Annotated in this window: 15 protein-coding genes; 10 read left to right on the top strand and 5 right to left on the bottom strand. The window is 57.5% G+C overall.

Annotated features, from left to right (window positions below; all coding sequences use genetic code 11):
* The first annotated feature begins 38 nt into the window (after positions 1-38).
* Positions 39-884, top strand: coding sequence for an EF-hand domain-containing protein (locus tag ABIQ96_RS02925; RefSeq protein ID WP_348213046.1), 846 nt, complete (start codon positions 39-41; stop codon positions 882-884).
* Between the two features lie 187 nt (positions 885-1,071).
* Here the strand turns inward: ABIQ96_RS02925 and secD are convergent, their stop codons facing one another.
* From secD to tgt, 3 genes are all read right to left on the bottom strand, one after another.
* Positions 1,072-3,501, bottom strand: coding sequence for a protein translocase subunit SecD (gene secD, locus ABIQ96_RS02930; RefSeq protein WP_348213047.1), 2,430 nt, complete (start codon positions 3,499-3,501; stop codon positions 1,072-1,074).
* Positions 3,502-3,570: 69 nt separating this feature from the next.
* The gene (gene yajC / locus ABIQ96_RS02935) at positions 3,571-3,912 is read right to left on the bottom strand and encodes a preprotein translocase subunit YajC (protein ID WP_348213048.1); all 342 of its coding nucleotides are present in this window, start codon (positions 3,910-3,912) and stop codon (positions 3,571-3,573) included.
* Positions 3,909-5,042 (bottom strand): tRNA guanosine(34) transglycosylase Tgt, encoded by a 1,134-nt coding sequence (gene tgt, locus ABIQ96_RS02940; protein WP_348213049.1) that lies wholly within the window; start codon positions 5,040-5,042, stop codon positions 3,909-3,911. The genes yajC and tgt overlap by 4 nt, the downstream gene beginning before the upstream one ends.
* A gap of 238 nt (positions 5,043-5,280) precedes the next feature.
* On the opposite strand from tgt, the gene ABIQ96_RS02945 reads away from it, so the two are divergent.
* The 4 genes from ABIQ96_RS02945 to ABIQ96_RS02960 all read left to right on the top strand — a co-directional run bounded on the left by ABIQ96_RS02945 (position 5,281) and on the right by ABIQ96_RS02960 (position 9,493).
* The gene (locus ABIQ96_RS02945; protein ID WP_348213050.1) at positions 5,281-5,694 is read left to right on the top strand and encodes a hypothetical protein; all 414 of its coding nucleotides are present in this window, start codon (positions 5,281-5,283) and stop codon (positions 5,692-5,694) included.
* A 119-nt stretch (positions 5,695-5,813) separates the two neighbouring features.
* Positions 5,814-6,224 (top strand): (deoxy)nucleoside triphosphate pyrophosphohydrolase, encoded by a 411-nt coding sequence (locus ABIQ96_RS02950; RefSeq protein WP_348213051.1) that lies wholly within the window; start codon positions 5,814-5,816, stop codon positions 6,222-6,224.
* A 34-nt stretch (positions 6,225-6,258) separates the two neighbouring features.
* A complete protein-coding gene (locus tag ABIQ96_RS02955) occupies positions 6,259-8,175 on the top strand; it encodes a DUF1549 domain-containing protein (RefSeq protein WP_348213052.1) in 1,917 nt (638 codons plus the stop codon).
* 19 nt (positions 8,176-8,194) lie between these two features.
* Positions 8,195-9,493, top strand: coding sequence for a DUF1501 domain-containing protein (locus ABIQ96_RS02960; RefSeq protein WP_348213053.1), 1,299 nt, complete (start codon positions 8,195-8,197; stop codon positions 9,491-9,493).
* Between the two features lie 100 nt (positions 9,494-9,593).
* Here the strand turns inward: ABIQ96_RS02960 and ABIQ96_RS02965 are convergent, their stop codons facing one another.
* Positions 9,594-9,896: a hypothetical protein gene (locus ABIQ96_RS02965; RefSeq protein WP_348213054.1), complete on the bottom strand. Its 303-nt coding sequence runs from the start codon at positions 9,894-9,896 to the stop codon at positions 9,594-9,596.
* 165 nt (positions 9,897-10,061) lie between these two features.
* Here ABIQ96_RS02965 and ABIQ96_RS02970 point away from each other — a divergent pair, with 165 nt between their 5' ends.
* Together ABIQ96_RS02970 and ABIQ96_RS02975 are read left to right on the top strand one after the other, a co-directional pair.
* The gene (locus tag ABIQ96_RS02970; RefSeq protein ID WP_348213055.1) at positions 10,062-10,994 is read left to right on the top strand and encodes a GNAT family N-acetyltransferase; all 933 of its coding nucleotides are present in this window, start codon (positions 10,062-10,064) and stop codon (positions 10,992-10,994) included.
* Positions 10,995-11,082: 88 nt separating this feature from the next.
* Positions 11,083-12,870 carry a pseudouridine synthase gene (locus tag ABIQ96_RS02975; protein WP_348213056.1) on the top strand — a complete coding sequence of 596 codons (1,788 nt, stop codon included), beginning with the start codon at positions 11,083-11,085 and terminating at the stop codon, positions 12,868-12,870.
* A 3-nt stretch (positions 12,871-12,873) separates the two neighbouring features.
* Here ABIQ96_RS02975 and ABIQ96_RS02980 read toward each other — a convergent pair whose 3' ends face one another.
* Positions 12,874-13,338, bottom strand: a complete 465-nt coding sequence (locus tag ABIQ96_RS02980; RefSeq protein WP_348213057.1) for a hypothetical protein — start codon at positions 13,336-13,338, stop codon at positions 12,874-12,876.
* 288 nt (positions 13,339-13,626) lie between these two features.
* On the opposite strand from ABIQ96_RS02980, the gene ABIQ96_RS02985 reads away from it, so the two are divergent.
* From ABIQ96_RS02985 to ABIQ96_RS02995, 3 genes are all read left to right on the top strand, one after another.
* On the top strand, positions 13,627-14,133 hold the full coding sequence (locus ABIQ96_RS02985; RefSeq protein ID WP_348213058.1) for a ferritin-like domain-containing protein: 507 nt from the start codon (positions 13,627-13,629) through the stop codon (positions 14,131-14,133).
* 162 nt (positions 14,134-14,295) lie between these two features.
* Positions 14,296-16,302: a phosphatidylinositol-specific phospholipase C domain-containing protein gene (locus ABIQ96_RS02990; protein ID WP_348213059.1), complete on the top strand. Its 2,007-nt coding sequence runs from the start codon at positions 14,296-14,298 to the stop codon at positions 16,300-16,302.
* 33 nt (positions 16,303-16,335) lie between these two features.
* Complete coding sequence (locus ABIQ96_RS02995) at positions 16,336-17,145, top strand: glycerophosphodiester phosphodiesterase (protein ID WP_348213060.1); 810 nt, start codon at positions 16,336-16,338, stop codon at positions 17,143-17,145.
* Positions 17,146-17,155: the final 10 nt, after the last annotated feature.

Below are 17,155 nucleotides of genomic sequence, written 5' to 3' on the forward strand. Positions count from 1 at the left end.
AGCTCCCCGGAACGGAGCCGGAAAATCTCGAATCGTCCATGAAAACAATCCCAGTTTCCCTTCTTGTTGCTGGCCTGCTGCTTCCTGCGGTCTGCCTTGCCGAACCTGAAAAGGGACCGGATGGACCGCCTCCGGGCGAAAAAGGCGGACGCCACGGCCCGCCTCCGGGTGAAAAAGACGAGCGCCGTGGATCGCCTCCGGGCGCTTTCATGGAACTCTGGAAAATGGCCGATGCCGATCGCGATGGCTTCCTCTCAAAGGCGGAATTCAACGCCATGCCGCGCATCCAGAACCTCCCTGAGGACAAGCGCGAGAACCTTTTCAAACGCCTCGACAAGGATGCCGACGGCAAACTCAGCCGCGAGGAACTCGGTAATTTCGCCAAACCCCGCGACGGCCAGGGCCCCAGGATGCAGCGCCTCTGGGAGCTGGATACCGACAAGAGCGGCGGCATTAGCATTGAGGAATTCAAGGCAGGCGAGTTGTTCAAGAAACTCCCGCCGGAAAAACAGGACGAGGTTTTCAAGCGCCTCGACACCAACGGCGACGGCGTCATCTCACCCAGCGACAGGCCCGAACCGCCGTTCAAGCGCCCCGACGGCAAGCGCGGCCCGAAACCTGACGGCAAGGGGCCCGATGGTGAAGGGGGCCCTCCGTTCCCACCGGTGGACGGCCCTGGCCAGATCAGTAAAAAGCTCGATACCAACGGCGACGGAGCCCTTTCATTTGAGGAGTTCCGAAAAGGCCCTGCAGTGAAGAACCTGACAGAAGACCAGCAGGAGGACCGCTTCGAACTGCTCGACCGCAACCACGACCAGAAAATCTCACCCGAAGATTTTCCACCGCCACCGACGGACACCGCGCCGCCGGCACCGGCGAACTGATTTCAGGATTGTCCGGCTTTACTTGGGGTTGAGCCGGAGAATCCTCCAGGGATCGGGGGCCGGAAAAGACATCCTTTTTCCGCAGCCCCCGAGCCCACCTTTCAAATTTTCAGACAACTGGATTCATGGCATGAAAAAAGCCCCGCACTCGGCTGAGTGCGGGGCTTTTTCGTGATGGGGTTCCAGCTCAGGGGGCGGCGGAGATCGACTCGGCCTTCGCGGTGGAGGCTGCGACGGCCTGGCGGAGGTCGCTGCCCTTGCGGTTGCTCCACCAGAGGGCGATCGGCGAGGCGATGTAGATGGAGGAGAAGGTGCCGACGATGATGCCGATGAAGATGATGATGCCGAAGTCACGCAGGCCGGAGCCACCGAGGAAGGCGAGGATGCCAACGCTGATCAGGGTGGCACCGGACGTGAGCAAGGTCCGTGAGAGCGTGGCGTTGATGGCCTCGTTCATGATCTTTTCCACTGAGCCGGTGCTGTGGAGCACCGTTTCCCGGATCCGGTCGAAGACGATGATGGTATCACTGATCGAATAACCGGCGATGGTCAGGACCGCGCCGACGTGGATGAGGGAGAGCTCGCCACCCATCAGGACGACGATGCCGACACAGATGATGATGTCGTGGAAAATGGCGACGAAACCACCGAGCGCGAAGGAGAACTCGAAGCGGGCGGTCATGTAGATCAGGATGCCGAGGAGGCCGCAGGCGATGGCGATGATGGACTGGGTGAGGAACGAGCCACCGATGACGGCGGAAACTTCTTCCTGGCTGGCATCGATGAGGTAGCTGCCGGTGTCGGACTTGGCGGCGAGCGCAGGGATGTCAGTGCGCAGTTTCGTGGTGATGGCGGGAGCGTCGGCGGTGGCGCAACGGACAATGAGGGCGGTGCCGGTGAGCTGGTTGCTTTCCTGCTGCGGATAGGCGGCTTTCGAGAGCTTCAGGCCTTCGAGCGCCTTGGTGACGTCGTCAAGGGGGGCCTTGGCGTCATTGCCGAGCTGGAACTGGATGCGGGTGCCGCCGGTGAAGTCGATGCCGAGAGCACGCTCGCCGCGATAGGCGAAGGCTCCGAGCGACACGATGATGGTGGCGAGGGCGAGCATGATGGCGGTGCGGCGCTTGCCCATGAAATCGTGGTTTTGCGATTTGATGAGGTTGAGGAAGGTGAGTTTCTTGAAGAAACCGAAGTCAATACCCCAACGGAACAGCACCCGGGTGACCAGGATGGTGGAGAAAAGCGAGGCGGTGATGCCGATGGTCAGCGTGATGGCGAAGCCCTTGATGGTGCCGCTGCCGAGGGCGAAGAGGATGATGGCAGTGAGGAGCGAGGTAAAGTGGGAGTCGAAAATAGCGGTAAAGGCGCGCTCGTAGGAGACGTCGATGGCGTTCTTCAGGGTTTTCCCACGATTGAGTTCTTCGCGGAGGCGTTCGTAGATCAGCACGTTCGCGTCCACGGCCATACCGATGGTGAGGACCATACCGGCGATTCCGGGAAGCGAGAAGGTGAAGCCGAACATCGCCATGATGCCGAAGAGGATGACCGTGTTCACCAAAAGCCCGATGATGGCGATGAAGCCCGACATGCGGTAGTAAGCGAGGACGAAAATGAAGGTCATCGTGAGCGCGAGCGCACCGGCGAGGAGGCCCTGATGGATGACGGCCTTGCCGAGGGTGGGGGAGATGTTACGGAACTCGTCAACCATCAGCGGGTTTTCCAACGGGTTCATCAGCGAGTTGGCAAGGTTCTGCACTTCGCCGGGTTCGTGGAGGCCTTCGACGATGAAGCGTCCGCCGAGTGGCACCTGATTGACGACCGGGGCGCTGATGACTTCGCCGTCGAGCACGATGGCGATGCGGTCCACTCCAGGGCGCATGTCCTTGGTGAGGGCGATCATCTTGTTTTCACCGGCGTTGTTCAGGGTGATGGCGACGGCGTCGGCCTGTTGAGGGGAAGGGGTTGCGTTAGCGATGTCCTTGCCACCGAGAGCGATGCGGCGGCTGAGAAGGATGGGGCGGCTGAACTCGGTTTTTTCCGTGTCCTTGCTCTTCATCTTATAGGCGCGGTAGCCGGGGACGATCTCGCTGCCGTTGGAAACACGCTCGGCAAGGTTCTTCCTGTCAGGGCCGCCGACCTCGTCATTGCGCGGGCTGACCTCGCGGAGTTCGAGCTTGGCGACTTTTTCGAGGATCTTCCGGTATTCGTTGGACTGCTCGGGGCTTACACCGGGCATTTGAACGAGGATGCCGCTGGCACCCTGGCGTTGGATGAGCGGCTCGGTGTTGCCTAGGCCGTTAAGGCGTTTTTCGATGACGGTGATGGCTTGATCCACCTGTTGGGCGGTGACCGGCATCTTCTGACCGTCTTCGGATTCGCGCTCCTGAAGGTGCAGCGAGAATGACGAACCACCGAGGATGTCGATGCCGCCCTTCAGACGGTCCTTCGGCGGAGTGGCGGCGAGGATGCAGAGGCCGACCACGCCGATCATGAGGACCGTGCCGATGTTGCGCTTGCGCCGCTCGATTTCGGTTGCGAAGTACCAGAAAAATAAAACCATCAGCACGAACGCGGTGATGAACAGGGTCAGCGGGTCTTCGTAAAAGGCGGTGGCAAGCATGGTGTGGAAATGGGTGTTTGGCTCCGGAGGCGGGCGGCGGAATCGATGGAATCAGGATGAGTTGGTCTATCAGGCCGCGTCTTTTTTCTTCACGCTGGCGATCGCCGGTTTGTCGAACTCGAGCATGGTGCCTTCGGAGACTTTGACGATCACGGTGTGTTCCTTGACGTTGTGAACGATGCCGTGGATGCCGGAGGTGGTGATCACGCGGTCGCCGGTCTGGAGCGAGGCGATCCGGGCGGCCATTTCCTTACGCTGCACCTGCTGCGGACGGATCAGAAGGAAGTAAAACATGATGACCATCAGGCCCATCATGATCATGGGATTTCCAAGGAGTCCGGCTGGCCCGCTGGCTGCGGCGGTGGTGTCGGCGGCGAGGAAATTGGCGATGAAGGCGTGGATGGGAATCATGGAGTAGCGGATCGGGTGTAGCGTCGGATGAAGGATTCTTTGTATTCGGAGAAATTCCCCGCAGCAATGGCATCCCGCGCACCGGCGACGAGGGACAGGTAGAAATGCAGATTGTGGAAGGAAAGCAACCGCAAACCGAGGATTTCACCGGCGCGGAAAAGGTGCCGCAGGTAGGCGCGTGAAAATCCGGCGACGTGTGAGTGGGCGCTCTCGCACAGCGGCCTCGGATCCTTCGCGTGGATCAGGTTCTTGATGTTGATCGGGCCGTCCAAAGTCATCGCCATCCCATGGCGGGCGATGCGGGTCGGCATCACGCAGTCGAACATGTCCACGCCGCGGCCGATCATTTCCAGAATTTGCGGCGGCGTGCCGAGGCCCATGGCGTAACGAGGTTTGTCGTGGGGGAGAAACGGAACCGCGTTGTCGATGGCGCGGAACATCTCGTGCTCCGGCTCGCCCACCGAGACGCCGCCGATGGCGTATCCGTCGAAGCCGAGTTCCACCAGTTCCCGCGCGGATTGTTCCCGGAGGTCGGCATAAATGGAGCCTTGGACGATGCCGAAATGGTGTTGCCGTCCTTCTCCCGAGCGGGGTTCGTTCTGTGTGACCCAGTCCTTGCAGCGTTTGGCCCAGCGGGTGGTGAGCGCCAGCGACTTCGCAGCGTAAGCCTCGTCACAGGGATAGGGCGGGCATTCGTCGAACAACATCGCGATGTCGGATCCCAGCGCTCCTTGGATTTCCATGCTGAGCTCGGGGGTCAGCATCATTTTAGATCCGTCGAGGTGGTTTTGGAACCGCACGCCTTCCTCGGTGATTTTGCGCAATTTCGCCAGCGACCAGACTTGAAATCCACCGGAGTCGGTCAGCATCGGCTTTTGCCACGTGCTGAATCCATGGAGTCCGCCCAAATCCCTGATCAATTCGTGCCCCGGCCGAAGCCACAGGTGATAGGTATTTCCCAGGATGATCTGTGCTCCGAGCTCTTCCACTTCCGCCGGGTGCAGCGTCTTGACCGTTCCCTGCGTGCCGACGGGCATGAAAATCGGAGTTTCCACCGTTCCATGCGGCAACACCAGGCGACCGCGGCGGGCGGAGCTTGTAGGATCGGTAGCGAGAAGGGTAAACGACACGGAGGAGCGGGGAAATAGGGCAGATGCTTTCCCGGGCCAAGCTCAATCATGGAGTGCTGGTGTTGTGAAAAAAAATCGGCATTTCACCGAAACATCCGGTTGTGAGCGGAGTTTATCGTCCTGTTCCCGGATAATTTTCCCGTCGGCTGAAATTTTTCAGAATAATTTATACTGGCGTGACTCTCATCGGCGGGTAATTTGCCTCATCGATTCTAAATCCAACCAAACAAGCACACTTATGAAACTACTCCTCACCGCGCTTTGCGCATCGTTCATGGTCATTCCCGCAGCCTTTGCCGCTGATTGCGAAAAAGGCAAATGCGACAAGGAAAAGCAAGAAGAAGGCACGCTCGCCGCCGATTGCGAAAAGTGCAAAAAGGGCGAAGAATCCAAGGAAGAAGGCACCCTTGCCGCCGATTGCGAGAAGTGCAAGAAGGGTGAGGAATCCAAGGAAGAAGGCACGCTCGCTGCCGATTGTGAAAAGTGCAAAAAGGGCGAAGAGTCCAAAGAAGAAGGCACGCTCGCCGCCGATTGCGAGAAATGCAAGAAGGGTGAAGAATCCAAGGAAGAAGGCACCCTCGCTCATTGCGGCAAGTGTGGAAAAGGCGAGAAAGAAGAAGGCGAAGAGAAAAAAGAAGGCACTTTCGCCTGATTTTCCTCCGACCCAGTCGATTTTGATCAAGCCGCCGGATGCTTTCCGGCGGCTTTTTTTGTGGGATGGAACGAGGGCTGGATTGACGGATCAGGTTCCAACCAGCCACCCTCACTCAGATGATCGATGTGGTGTGTGGCGTGATCGAGGATGTGGAGGGACGCTATTTGGCCTGCCTGCGCCCGGTCGGGAAACACCTTGGCGGTTTGTGGGAATTTCCCGGCGGCAAGGTGGATTCGGGAGAAACTCCCGAAGCAGCACTGATTCGCGAGTTGCGCGAGGAACTTGAGGTGGACGTGGAGGTCGGACTCCCGCTCACACCGGTCACTTGGAACTACGACGAACGGGTCATCCGGTTGTTGCCATATCGCTGCCGGATCATCGGCGGGGAGTTGAGTGCCGTAGAGCACGAATTGCTGCGGTGGTGCTACCCACAGCACTTTGGGGATTTGCTCTGGGCGGCTGCGGATGTCCCGATTTTGCAGGAAATTACTACGCAATCGGAGAGAAACGGCAAATTGACTTCGTAGATTGAAACGGTAGTTTTGTCTTTTGCTCAAACCCATGAAACGTCTCATCACTCTAACCTCTGCGGTTTTGTGCGCCTCCGTTGGTGGCCTCCTTGCCCAGAATGCCCAAAGCCTCAAACCTCAGGACGATCCCAAGTATCTGAAGAAGGCGGCTCTCCAAATCGACCAGTATGTAGCCTCGTTCTATCGGGCGAAAAAACTGCCGGTCCCCGAGGTGACGGATGACGCGACATTCCTGCGCCGCGCCTTTCTCGTATCGGTCGGAAGAATCCCGACTGCCGAGGAATCGCTTTCCTTCCTGGAAATCGAGGATCCGACGAAGCGCGAAGCACTGGTGGATTATCTTTTAAAATCCAACGGCTACTCCAGCCACATGGCGAACTGGGCGTTCGACCTCTTGCGCATCACCGATGGCCGCATCGGCAGTTCGGCGAACAACGAGCCGTATCGCCAGTGGGTCCGCAATGCGATGACCAAGAACATGCATTGGAACGAATTTACCAGCCGGCTTATCTCTAGCAAAGGCGACGGGTGGGATCAGAATTCCGCGGCGGTCGGCTACTACACCCGTGACCGCGGGATGCCGCTCGACAATCTCTCTAACACGATGCGCGTCTTCCTCGGCGCGCGGATGGAGTGCGCCCAATGTCATGATGATCCCTTCGGCACCACCGAGCGCCATGATTTTTACGAACTCGCCGCCTTCACCAACGGCCAGACCACGGTGGGTCAGGAAAAAATGAAACCGCTGTGGGATGAACTCGCGGACGACCAGAAAAACAAAGGCGAGGAATACCGGATCGCCCAAGTCCTGTGGGACCGGGTTTATGGGATGTCTCTAGCAGGCGGTGGATCCGGCCAGATCGAGCTCCCGACGGATTATCAATATCGCGATGCGAAGCCCGGCGACATGGTGGGTGGCCACACTCCCTTCGGCAAAATGGTCATGATGTCCGACAAGCGCGCTGCCGACGACGGCCGCCAGAAGCTTGCGGAATGGATCGTTTCGAAAACCGGGGAACAATTTTCCTCCGTCATCGCCAACCGGATGTGGAAGCATGTAATGGGCAAAGGTGTTTACGAACCGGTCGATGAATTCATCCCGGCGGCAAAAACCAACTACCCGGATTTGGTCGGTTTTCTCGGACGTATCATGGTCGACATGGATTACGACCTCCGTGGTTTCCAACACGTCCTGCTTCTAACGAAGACCTTCCAGTTCGGCACCAATCCGAATCCATCCACGGTCGAAGGCGGCGATGATTTCCACGGTCGGAAAATCGAACGCCTCGCTTCGGAGCAAATTTGGGATTCGCTCATCACCCTCGCTGCGGGAGATCCCGACAAACAAGCGCCGCGGACTTTGGATGATCGGATTTACGTGGGCAATAAGCCTGTTCTCGTCGGGAAAAAGACCATGTCGCAACTCTCCAAGGAAGTGCTGGCCCTCAAGAGCGAGCAGGACGTCAGGACCTATTTCGCCAAGTTCGTCAGCGACGTAAAGAGCGGCGGTGCCAATACCAGCGGCAATGCGATGATGATGGGAATGACGTCAACCAGCGTCTATAACAAGGATTCCAAAGTCCGCGCTTCCGAACTTCCTTCGCCCGCTCCCCGCGATCACTTCCTCTATCTGTTCGGCTCGTCCGATCGCGAGGTGGTGGATGCCTCCAGTCGCGAGGCCAACGTCGGCCAGGTCCTTTCGCTCATGAACGGATTCGTCCAACGCGAACTCGTCAATAAATCGTCGGCTCACCTCTACAAATCGCTCGAAGGCGCCACCACCCCGAACGAGAAAATCCGCCGGCTCTATGTCGCCATCCTCAGTCGTCCGCCCTCCGACGAGGAAATGACGTGGATGTTGGACGAGGTCAAAAAACAAGGGGACGCCGGCTACCGCAACATTGTCTCCGCCCTCGTCATGTCTTCGGAATTCCTGTTCCTCCAATAAAATCCCACCTGCCAAACCCATGAATCCATTTCTCAAAGCCGACGAACTGACCCGCCGCCAGTTTGTTTCCAATGCCGCCCGCGCCTATCTCGGCGTTCATTTGTTCCCCATGTTAGGCGGAACTCTGGCCAGCGCCGCCCCGGCGGAAACCGTCAAGGGAGGCAAGGCCAAGAATGTCATCTATCTCTACATGTCCGGCGGCATGAGCCACATCGACACCTTCGATCCCAAGCCGAAGAAAAAGGAAGTTATGGGGAAAACGGAAGCCATCCCCACCAAGGCCACGGATGTAATGGTCGGCCACTATCTCAAGAAAACCGCCGATGTGATGGATAAGGTTTGTGTCATCAACTCGATGAACTCGAACCAAGGAGCCCACGAACAGGGCTCCTACATCATGCACACCAGTTACACGCTGCGTGGCACCATCAAGCATCCGTCGCTCGGCTCCTGGGTTGTCCGTCTCGGCGGTCGCATCCACCCCGAGCTTCCCGGATTCGTCGCGGTCAACAGTTCGCCGGATCACACCGGTGGCGGATTTTTCGGAGCGAAATACGCCGCCGCTCCGATCGGCAGTCCCGACCAGGGACTTCAGGACTCGCATCGTGCGAGCGACGTGACGCCGGAGGATTTCGAGCGTCGCCTTTCCCTCGCCGACAAGATGAACCGCCAGTTCCACGGCAAGTATGCGAACGCCGATGTCAAAGCCTACGAGGAACTCTATCGGGAAGCCATCGCGCTCATGAATTCCAAGGACCTCAAGGCCTTCGATCTGGGCCAGGAATCCCAAGCCACCCGCGACCTCTACGGCAGCGGACGTTTTGCCCAAGGTTGTTTGCTCGCCCGTCGGTTGGTGGAAAACGGTGTGAAATTCATCGAAGTCGAACTCGGCGGTTGGGACACCCACTATGACAACTTCACTGGTGTCGCCGGACGTTGCCAGGAATTCGACCAAGCCTATGCCGCTCTCATCACCGATCTCGAAAAACGCGGCAAACTCGATGACACCCTCGTCGTCGTTTCCACCGAATTCGGCAGATCTCCCGAAATCAAAACCGAACACCAGATGGGTCGCGACCACCACCCCGCCGCCTTCTCCTGCGTCCTCGCCGGCGGTGGCATCAAGGGCGGCATGAAACACGGAAACTCCGACGCAGCCGGAGAAAAAGTGAAGGACGGCATCGTCACCGTTCAGGATTTCAACGCCACCATCGCCTACGCCCTGAGCCTGCCCTACGACACCGTCATCATGTCGCCCAGCAAGCGTCCGTTCAAGATCGCCGACAAGGGCGTGCCGATCACGACGCTCTTCGGTTAAGGAGGGTGGGCGTCTCCGCCCACCGCATTCATTCATCCATCTGCTTCCCGCGGGATGATGGAAACGCGAAATCCGAAACCGTCGTGGCCGGATGCCTGATCTAACGAATCCAGAAAATCAAGATCACGGCAAAGATCAGGCCCGCATACGCCAGCGACCGCATCACGACCAACCAGGGTCTGCGCCACGGGAAATAGAAAGCCAGATGGTTCATCAGCAAACCCAAAGGCACCGCAAACCGTCGCGTCCAATGGAGGGCGGGCATTGGTAAATCCACTACCGCGAGCACCACGTTGAACGCGATCAGCAACAACAGGACCACCAGAAATCCCCATCGGAACAGGGAGCCTCGTTCCGGGTTGGGTTTGGTGAACCAGGTTTCTATCAGTGTGGATTGAGTCATGGTGTGGATGGTTATTGGCTTTCGGGCTGCCGCGACGCCCCATATGCGTCTTGTTGATGATTACCCGGATATTGAGGTCGTTCGAAGACTTCTGGTTGAATTGACATGAATTGGCGAGGGGATTCGTCATTTACCCGGGCCTGTTACCCGGTCTAATCTATCCGCATGAGCACCTTCGCGATCCGCCCCTACCGCTTGGAAGACATCGATGAGGTTTACGCCGCGGCGGATGAATCCCGCGAACACATTGCCCGGTGGATGGGCTGGATGACTCCGGAATACTCGCGGGTGGATGCTGAAAAATGGGTTGGGCATGCGGTGGCTTCGTGGGAGCGCGGGGATGCCTACGAACACCTCATCATCGATGCTGCGGACGGATCGATCGTCGGATCGTGCGGGCTGAACCATCTGGATCGCGTCAACGGCTATTGCAATTTGGGCTATTGGGTGAGGTCATCAAGGCTGGGAGAGGGAGCGGCGTGTCAGGCAGCCTTGCTTCTGCGCGATTTCGGATTCGGGACGGTGGGCTTGAACCGCTTGGAAATCGTAGTGGCGGTGGGAAATCCATTCAGCCGCAAGGTCGCCGAAACCACCGGCGCGGTTTATGAAGGCATCCAGCGCCTGCGGTTGAAGGTGGGCGAGATTTCCCATGATTCGCACATGTTCGCCCTCCTGAATCCGGCGGCCAAGAGACCGGAAGGTGCCGGGAAAAGCGGGCTGGCCGAGGGAATGGTGAATTGGTTGGACATGATCGTGAAAGAGCCGGACCGGGTTTCGCGCTTCTACACCGAGGTGATCGGCCTCTCGCGCGAGGCGGTGCCGGAGGATGCGGACCACACATCCTATTCGCTCCACAATGCCTCGGGCAAGGAGGTGCTGGGAATCTGCGATGAAGCGGTTTTTCCGGAGTGGGTGGAGGGATGGCTGCCCTACATCGACATCCGTGACTTCGACGCCCGGGTGGCGAAAGTGGCGGAGGCGGGCGGGGCGATTATCCGGCAGATGACCATGGATTATCGCTGGAAAGGGCAGCGTTTCTGTCTGGTCAGGGATCCTTCCGGTGCTCCGTTCATGCTGTGCGAAGCGGAAAGGGAGTGACCCCGGCGAATCTGAATCCGCCATTCCTTGAGGAAAGATTCCGCTTTCTTCACTGGCAACGGCGTGGGCTTCGTGTTGTTTTTCCGCCGTGTCCGCTGTCACGAATATTTCGACTTACCGTTTTGCCGAACTCACCGGTCTCAAGGACTTGCGTGAGGATCTGATCACGCTTTGCAAAGCCCGTGAACTGAAAGGGACGATTCTCCTGAGCAGCGAAGGGATCAACATGTTCGTTGCCGGAGACGCGGAATCGATTGGAATTCTGTTAGAAAGGCTGCGCGAAATCTCCGGTTTGGAAGGACTGGAGCCGAAGGTCAGCATCAGTGATAAACAACCATTCAACCGGATGCTGGTGCGGATCAAAAAGGAGATCATTTCCTTCGGCATGGAAAGCATCCGCCCGGCGAACTATACCTCGCCGAAGATTGCCGCCACCGAGTTGAAGCGCTGGCTGGACGAAGGCCGGCCGATCACCTTGCTCGACACCCGCAATGATTACGAGGTGAAGCTCGGGACATTCAAGGGCGCGATCATTCCGAACATCAACACCTTCCGTGAATTTCCCGATGCAGTTAGAAAACTTCCGGAAGAGCTCAAGGATCAGCCGGTCGTCATGTTCTGCACCGGCGGCATTCGCTGCGAAAAAGCGGGACCGTTCATGGAACAGGAGGGATACCGGAACATCTATCAACTCGACGGTGGCATCCTGAAATATTTCGAGGAATGCGGTGGCGATCACTACGACGGCGAGTGCTTTGTCTTCGACCAGCGCGTGGGAGTGGATCCGGGCCTCCGCGAAACCGACTACGCCATCTGCTTCGCCTGCCAGGCACCGCTGGACGCCGCGGATCAGGAAGACCCGCGCCATGTCGAGGGAGTGAGCTGCCCGCATTGCTTCAAGAGTTCGCCGGAACGCATGGCGGAGCGGATCGGGAAACTGCACGAGGCGATCTCCCAAGCCACCAACCCACTACCGGGCTCCATCTCTCAGGAGAACCGTCGCCCGGTGAATGTCCCCGCCGCACACGATGGACGAACTCTGCTAGAAACGCTGGTCGATCTTTTCCCTCAGATTTCCCCAACGGAATGGGAGACGCGTTGCGATGCCGGACGCTTCGTGAACTACGGTGGAACCGTCCGTGGAAAAGATCACATCGTCCGTGGCGGCGAGCGCGTGGTGCAGGTTTTTCCGACGGACGTCGAGCCTCCCGTATCGGCGGATATCCGCGTGATTTACGAGGACGAGGCCATCGTTGTGGTGCACAAACCGGCCCCGCTGCCGATGCACGCCAGCGGCCGGTTTCATCGCAACACGCTCCAACATATTTTGAACGAGGTGTATGCCCCGAAATACCCGCGCCCGGTGCATCGGCTCGATGCTAACACCACGGGGCTGGTTGTCTTCGCCCGCACCCGTCACTTTTGCCGCATGCTTCAGCGCCAGTTTCTCGAAGGCTCGGTGGACAAGCGCTATCTGGTGAGAGCGATCGGTCATCCGGATCAGGACACGTTTTTTTCCGATGCGCCGATTTCCGCCGAGCCCGATGTCATGGGAACGCGGGTCATCGATGAAATCGAAGGATTGCCCTCGCGCACCGATTTCCAAGTCCTCGAGCGCTGCGCGGACGGGACGACCTTGTTGGAAGCAAAATTGGGCACCGGCAGGACGAATCAAATCCGGCTCCACCTCTGGCAGTTAGGTTGGCCGGTGGCGGGAGATCCCGCCTACCTGCCGGACCGGCGGATCGGTGACCGGCAGACACTCGATCCAGAATCACCTCCGCTCCAGCTTCACGCGTGGAGACTCTCGTTCAGGCATCCCATGAGCAGCATGGAAATGACTTTCGAAACCGAGCGGCCGGCGTGGTGTTGTTAGATATTATTTCAGAATGCTGATGGAAGAGACTTTTTCCAACCCGTCCCTTTCCGCGACAATGATGGTCAGGACACCACTGGAGGAATCCGCCGCAACCTCGGTCCGGGTCGAATCGTGGGCGGTGACGCGCCAGCTGGTAAAGGCGTCCACGCTGCCTCCGTTTTCGCGAAAAGATACCGCGAACTGGGTGATGAAGGCAGAGATGAACTTTTCCTTCTCCGCTCCGGTTGTCAGGGCGACATAGGTGGCACCCATGTTTTCACCGAGCGATGTGAAGACCGGCCAATCGATTTTCGAGGCCACTGTGGAGTCGCCCCGCGCCAACGATTCGAAAGTGGACTTGGCGAAGGTCACATCCCCCGCGGTAGCGACTTCGGTTTTGGCATCGGCGAGTTTCTGCTTCGTCTCGCGGCAGTTGGAAAATAGCAGTGGAGCGCCGAGGATGGTGAGGAGTTGGATGGTTTTCATCGTGTTGTTAACTCTTGCAGACGGCGTGCCCCGCGCGATTCCTTGAAAACATGGGGAATTGATCGTCGGGCAATATGCAGTATGCGCCCGGATCGTGCAGATCGCGCTCTTTTGCTCATCACTGACTGGGTGCGAAAAAAAGGTCTATCGATCGCAATCTGCACCTATAGTAGGCCCGAAGTCTCTTGGGATGATGTTTCATTGTTGGGGAACCACGTGGCACGAATGCTGCGAAAAGGGAATTAAGGTCCCCCAATCCGTCGGGTAAATTCAAACAATCAAAATCCCATGATCACGACACTTGACCAACTTTACTTCGAGCAGATCCGCGATCTCTACAGCGCGGAGACCCAGCTTCTGGCGATGCTTCCGCAAATGGCCGCCCACTCCACCTGTCCCGAGTTGCGCAATGCCTTCAAAGACCACTTGCAGGAAACCCACGACCATTGTGCCCGACTCGGCTACATCAGCGATCGTCACGGTATTTCCCACCAAGCCGTTTCCTGCGAAGCGATGCGGGGATTGCTTTTGGAAACCAAGAAACATCTCGCCGAAACCGTGCCCGGTGATGTCCGGGATGCGGTGCTGATCGCATCCGGCAACCGCATCGAGCACTATGAAATCGCCGGCTATGGCGTGGCGAAGGCCTTCGCGAATTGTCTTGGCTACGGCGATGATGCGGATCTCCTCGACCAAACGCTTCAGGAGGAGGGCGACGCGGATGCGACGATTACCAAAATTGCCACTGGGGGAATCTTTCGCTCCGGCGTCAACGAGATGGCCTCTCACACCTGAGATAACAAGCCACGTGAAGCCGTGTCCGGATTGCCCCGGACACGGTTTTTTTCTTTGGAGGAAGCTTCAAACGAATCGGATTGGTTTTGGTCTTGCGGAGACAGTCAGAGATCCTAATTTGCATTTAATTTCATTTTGCCCCTTGAATCCAAAACCCATCTCATGAACCGCCATTTTACGGGGTTGCTTTGTCTCCTGATTGTTTTTTCCCGCCCCGTCATTGCGGCCGGCAACAACTGGATGTCGTCGTTGAATGGGACATTGCCCATCTCGCAATACTCCATTCCCGGCACCCACGATTCCGGGGCTCGATATGAACCGGTAAGCGGAACCGCGAAATGCCAGATCCTGACCATCGCCGCCCAACTCGACGCAGGCGTCCGCTTTCTCGACATTCGTTGCCGTCATCAGAACAACCTGTTCGTCATCCATCACGGCTCTGTCTATCAGAATATCAATTTTAGCGACGTGCTTAATGATGTCATTGGATTCCTCAGCGCGAATCCCCGCGAAACGGTGATCATGAGCGTGAAAGAGGAATATGACGCGGACAATGTTACCCGCACTTTCGAAGCGACGTTTGATTCCTACGTATCCCAGAACCCGTCGAAATGGCTGCTCGGCGCGAATGTTCCCACGCTTGATGCGGCCCGTGGCAAGATCATCCTCTTCCGGCGTTTCGGGGCCACCTCCACTCCCAAGGGCGTCGATGCGTCGAACTGGCCTGATAACACGTCCTTCAGCACCGGTGGCACGCTTCGTGTGCAGGATAGCTATGTCGTTCCTGACAACGATGCGAAATGGGCATCCATCCAGGCGATCCTCAACGAAGCCCGCTATGGCGGACCTAACACGCTCTATGTGAATTTTTCCAGTGGCTACAAAAGCGGACTCTTCGGCATTCCGAGCATCACCACCGTTTCCAACAACATCAACCCGCGCCTCACTACCTTCTTCACTGCGAATCCAAGCGGACGCTTCGGCGCGATCCTCATGGATTTTGTCGATGCCACGCGTGCGGCACTCATCTACAACACCAATGCTCCTTCCGGACGCGCCGTCCAGCACCCGGCCTATTTCATGATCGTCAACCGCAACAGCGGCAAGGCCATCGATCTCATTTCCGGAAATACCGGAAACGCCGTGCCCGTCAATCAATGGACGTATGATTATGCCGGCCCCAACCAACGCTGGGCGCTTGCTCCTACCGAGAATTCAGATCACTTCCGCATCACATCGTGGGTCAGCGGGAAATGTGCCTGCATCGAAGCCGACTCCACCGCCACCGGAGCGAAACTCCATGCCTATGACTACACCGGAAATAATAGCGGCCAGCAATTCGACCTGATCGATGCGGGCAACGGCTACTACAAGATCCGCAATGTGAAGAGCAATCTCGTGCTCGAAATTGTGGGAAGCGGCACCGCTAACAACGACCGCATCCAACAGAACACCGACACCGGCTCCGCCAATCAACAATGGCGGCTCCAACCTTGGGGTGACTATTACATCCGGGCATCCACCGGAAAATACGTCTGCATCGCGAACTCCGGAAACTCCAACGGAAACGCCATCGTCCAATACTCTTGGGAAAACAACCTCTGGTTCGCCTGGCGATTCGAAGGCGTCACCAACGGCCATCTCAAGGCATCGAGCATGAATGCCCTTTCCCGGGTTATGTGCGTTCCCAATGCTCTGGTCACGGCGGGCGCCGACTGCCATCTCTACGACTACAACGTTTCTAACATTGGTGATCAAAAGTTGCGCATCATCCCGAAGACCAACGGGCTCTTCAAATTCAATTTCGTCCATAGCAACATGACTTGGGACATCCCCGGCGGAAACACCTGGAATCTCACTCCGCTCGAACAATATCCGGACAACACCAACGCATGGCAGGAGTTTCAGCTGGAGCGTCTGGTTCTTCCGGCGAACCCCGGCATCATGCTGATTCCGACCGTTTCGCTGGATCTTCAGAGTTCGACTATCACGATTTCCTGGCCATCTCAAATGGGCTATACCTATCAACCTTACTGGACCAGCAACTTTCTCAGTTGGCAGAAACTCGTTCCCTCCGCTCTCACTGGAAATGGTTCCATGCTTTCCGCGAACGACGCGCGAATGCCGGTCAAATGCTTTTACCGGGTCGCGGTCACGCCAGTTCCTTGAAACAATTCCTATCTCCAAACGGGTAGTATCCGGATGAAAACAGCCGCCTTGTTGATGGTTCCCGCAATGGGAGTTTTACCTCTCCTTGCAGAGGCTCCCGCGATCATCGCCCACCGCGGGGCTTCCATTTCCGCTCCGGAAAATACGCTCGCAGCTTTTCGGGAGGCTTGGAATCAAAAGGCTGACGGGATCGAACTCGATATTTGGCTGACCAAAGACGGCCGGATCGTTGTGATCCACGATGGTTCCACCAAACGCACAACGGGCGAGGATCTCGTCGTGGGGGATCATTCGCTGGATGAATTGCGAAAACTCGATGCGGGAGGATGGAAAGGTGAGAAATGGAAAGGCGAACCGATTCCCACTTTGGAGGAAACTTTGAAAGCGTTGCCCGATGGAAAGACGGTATACATCGAGATCAAGTGCGGCCCGGAAGTTATGCCCGAACTTGCTAGAGTAATTTCGGCGTCCGGAAAGCCGATGGAGCAACTGCGGATCATCGGCTTCAGTTTCGACACCTTGGTGAAGGCCAAAGCATTGATGCCCGCGGTCAAAACATTGTGGCTTGTCAGCAGCAGCAAGAACAAGATCACCGGGAAGACAACCTATCCGGATTTGGCGGGCTTGGCGGAAAAAGCCGCGGCTGCCGGATTGACCGGATTGGATTTGAATACGGGCTTTCCGCTGGATGCCGAAGCTGTGGCAGCGATTAAGGCGAAGGGGCTGAGCTTGGCCGTGTGGACAGTGAATGATCCGGCCGAGGCAAAAAGGTTCGCCACGACCGGAGTGAATGCCATCAATACCGACCAGCCGGCTCGGATCCGCAGCGCGTTGGAGCCGTGAATGGGAATCT

This window comes from Luteolibacter sp. (assembly GCF_039920825.1).
In the GTDB taxonomy this organism is placed as follows: domain Bacteria; phylum Verrucomicrobiota; class Verrucomicrobiia; order Verrucomicrobiales; family Akkermansiaceae; genus Luteolibacter.

Excerpts from the sequence above, each read along its gene's own strand:
- yajC (WP_348213048.1), bottom strand. The coding sequence starts at position 3,912 with ATGATTCCCATCCACGCCTTCATCGCCAATTTCCTCGCCGCCGACACC.
- ABIQ96_RS02990 (WP_348213059.1), top strand. The coding sequence starts at position 14,296 with ATGAACCGCCATTTTACGGGGTTGCTTTGTCTCCTGATTGTTTTTTCC.
- ABIQ96_RS02995 (WP_348213060.1), top strand. The coding sequence starts at position 16,336 with ATGAAAACAGCCGCCTTGTTGATGGTTCCCGCAATGGGAGTTTTACCT.
- ABIQ96_RS02965 (WP_348213054.1), bottom strand. The coding sequence starts at position 9,896 with ATGACTCAATCCACACTGATAGAAACCTGGTTCACCAAACCCAACCCG.
- ABIQ96_RS02945 (WP_348213050.1), top strand. The coding sequence starts at position 5,281 with ATGAAACTACTCCTCACCGCGCTTTGCGCATCGTTCATGGTCATTCCC.
- ABIQ96_RS02955 (WP_348213052.1), top strand. The coding sequence starts at position 6,259 with ATGAAACGTCTCATCACTCTAACCTCTGCGGTTTTGTGCGCCTCCGTT.
- ABIQ96_RS02985 (WP_348213058.1), top strand. The coding sequence starts at position 13,627 with ATGATCACGACACTTGACCAACTTTACTTCGAGCAGATCCGCGATCTC.
- ABIQ96_RS02980 (WP_348213057.1), bottom strand. The coding sequence starts at position 13,338 with ATGAAAACCATCCAACTCCTCACCATCCTCGGCGCTCCACTGCTATTT.
- ABIQ96_RS02960 (WP_348213053.1), top strand. The coding sequence starts at position 8,195 with ATGAATCCATTTCTCAAAGCCGACGAACTGACCCGCCGCCAGTTTGTT.
- ABIQ96_RS02950 (WP_348213051.1), top strand. The coding sequence starts at position 5,814 with ATGATCGATGTGGTGTGTGGCGTGATCGAGGATGTGGAGGGACGCTAT.
- ABIQ96_RS02925 (WP_348213046.1), top strand. The coding sequence starts at position 39 with ATGAAAACAATCCCAGTTTCCCTTCTTGTTGCTGGCCTGCTGCTTCCT.
- ABIQ96_RS02970 (WP_348213055.1), top strand. The coding sequence starts at position 10,062 with ATGAGCACCTTCGCGATCCGCCCCTACCGCTTGGAAGACATCGATGAG.
- secD (WP_348213047.1), bottom strand. The coding sequence starts at position 3,501 with ATGCTTGCCACCGCCTTTTACGAAGACCCGCTGACCCTGTTCATCACC.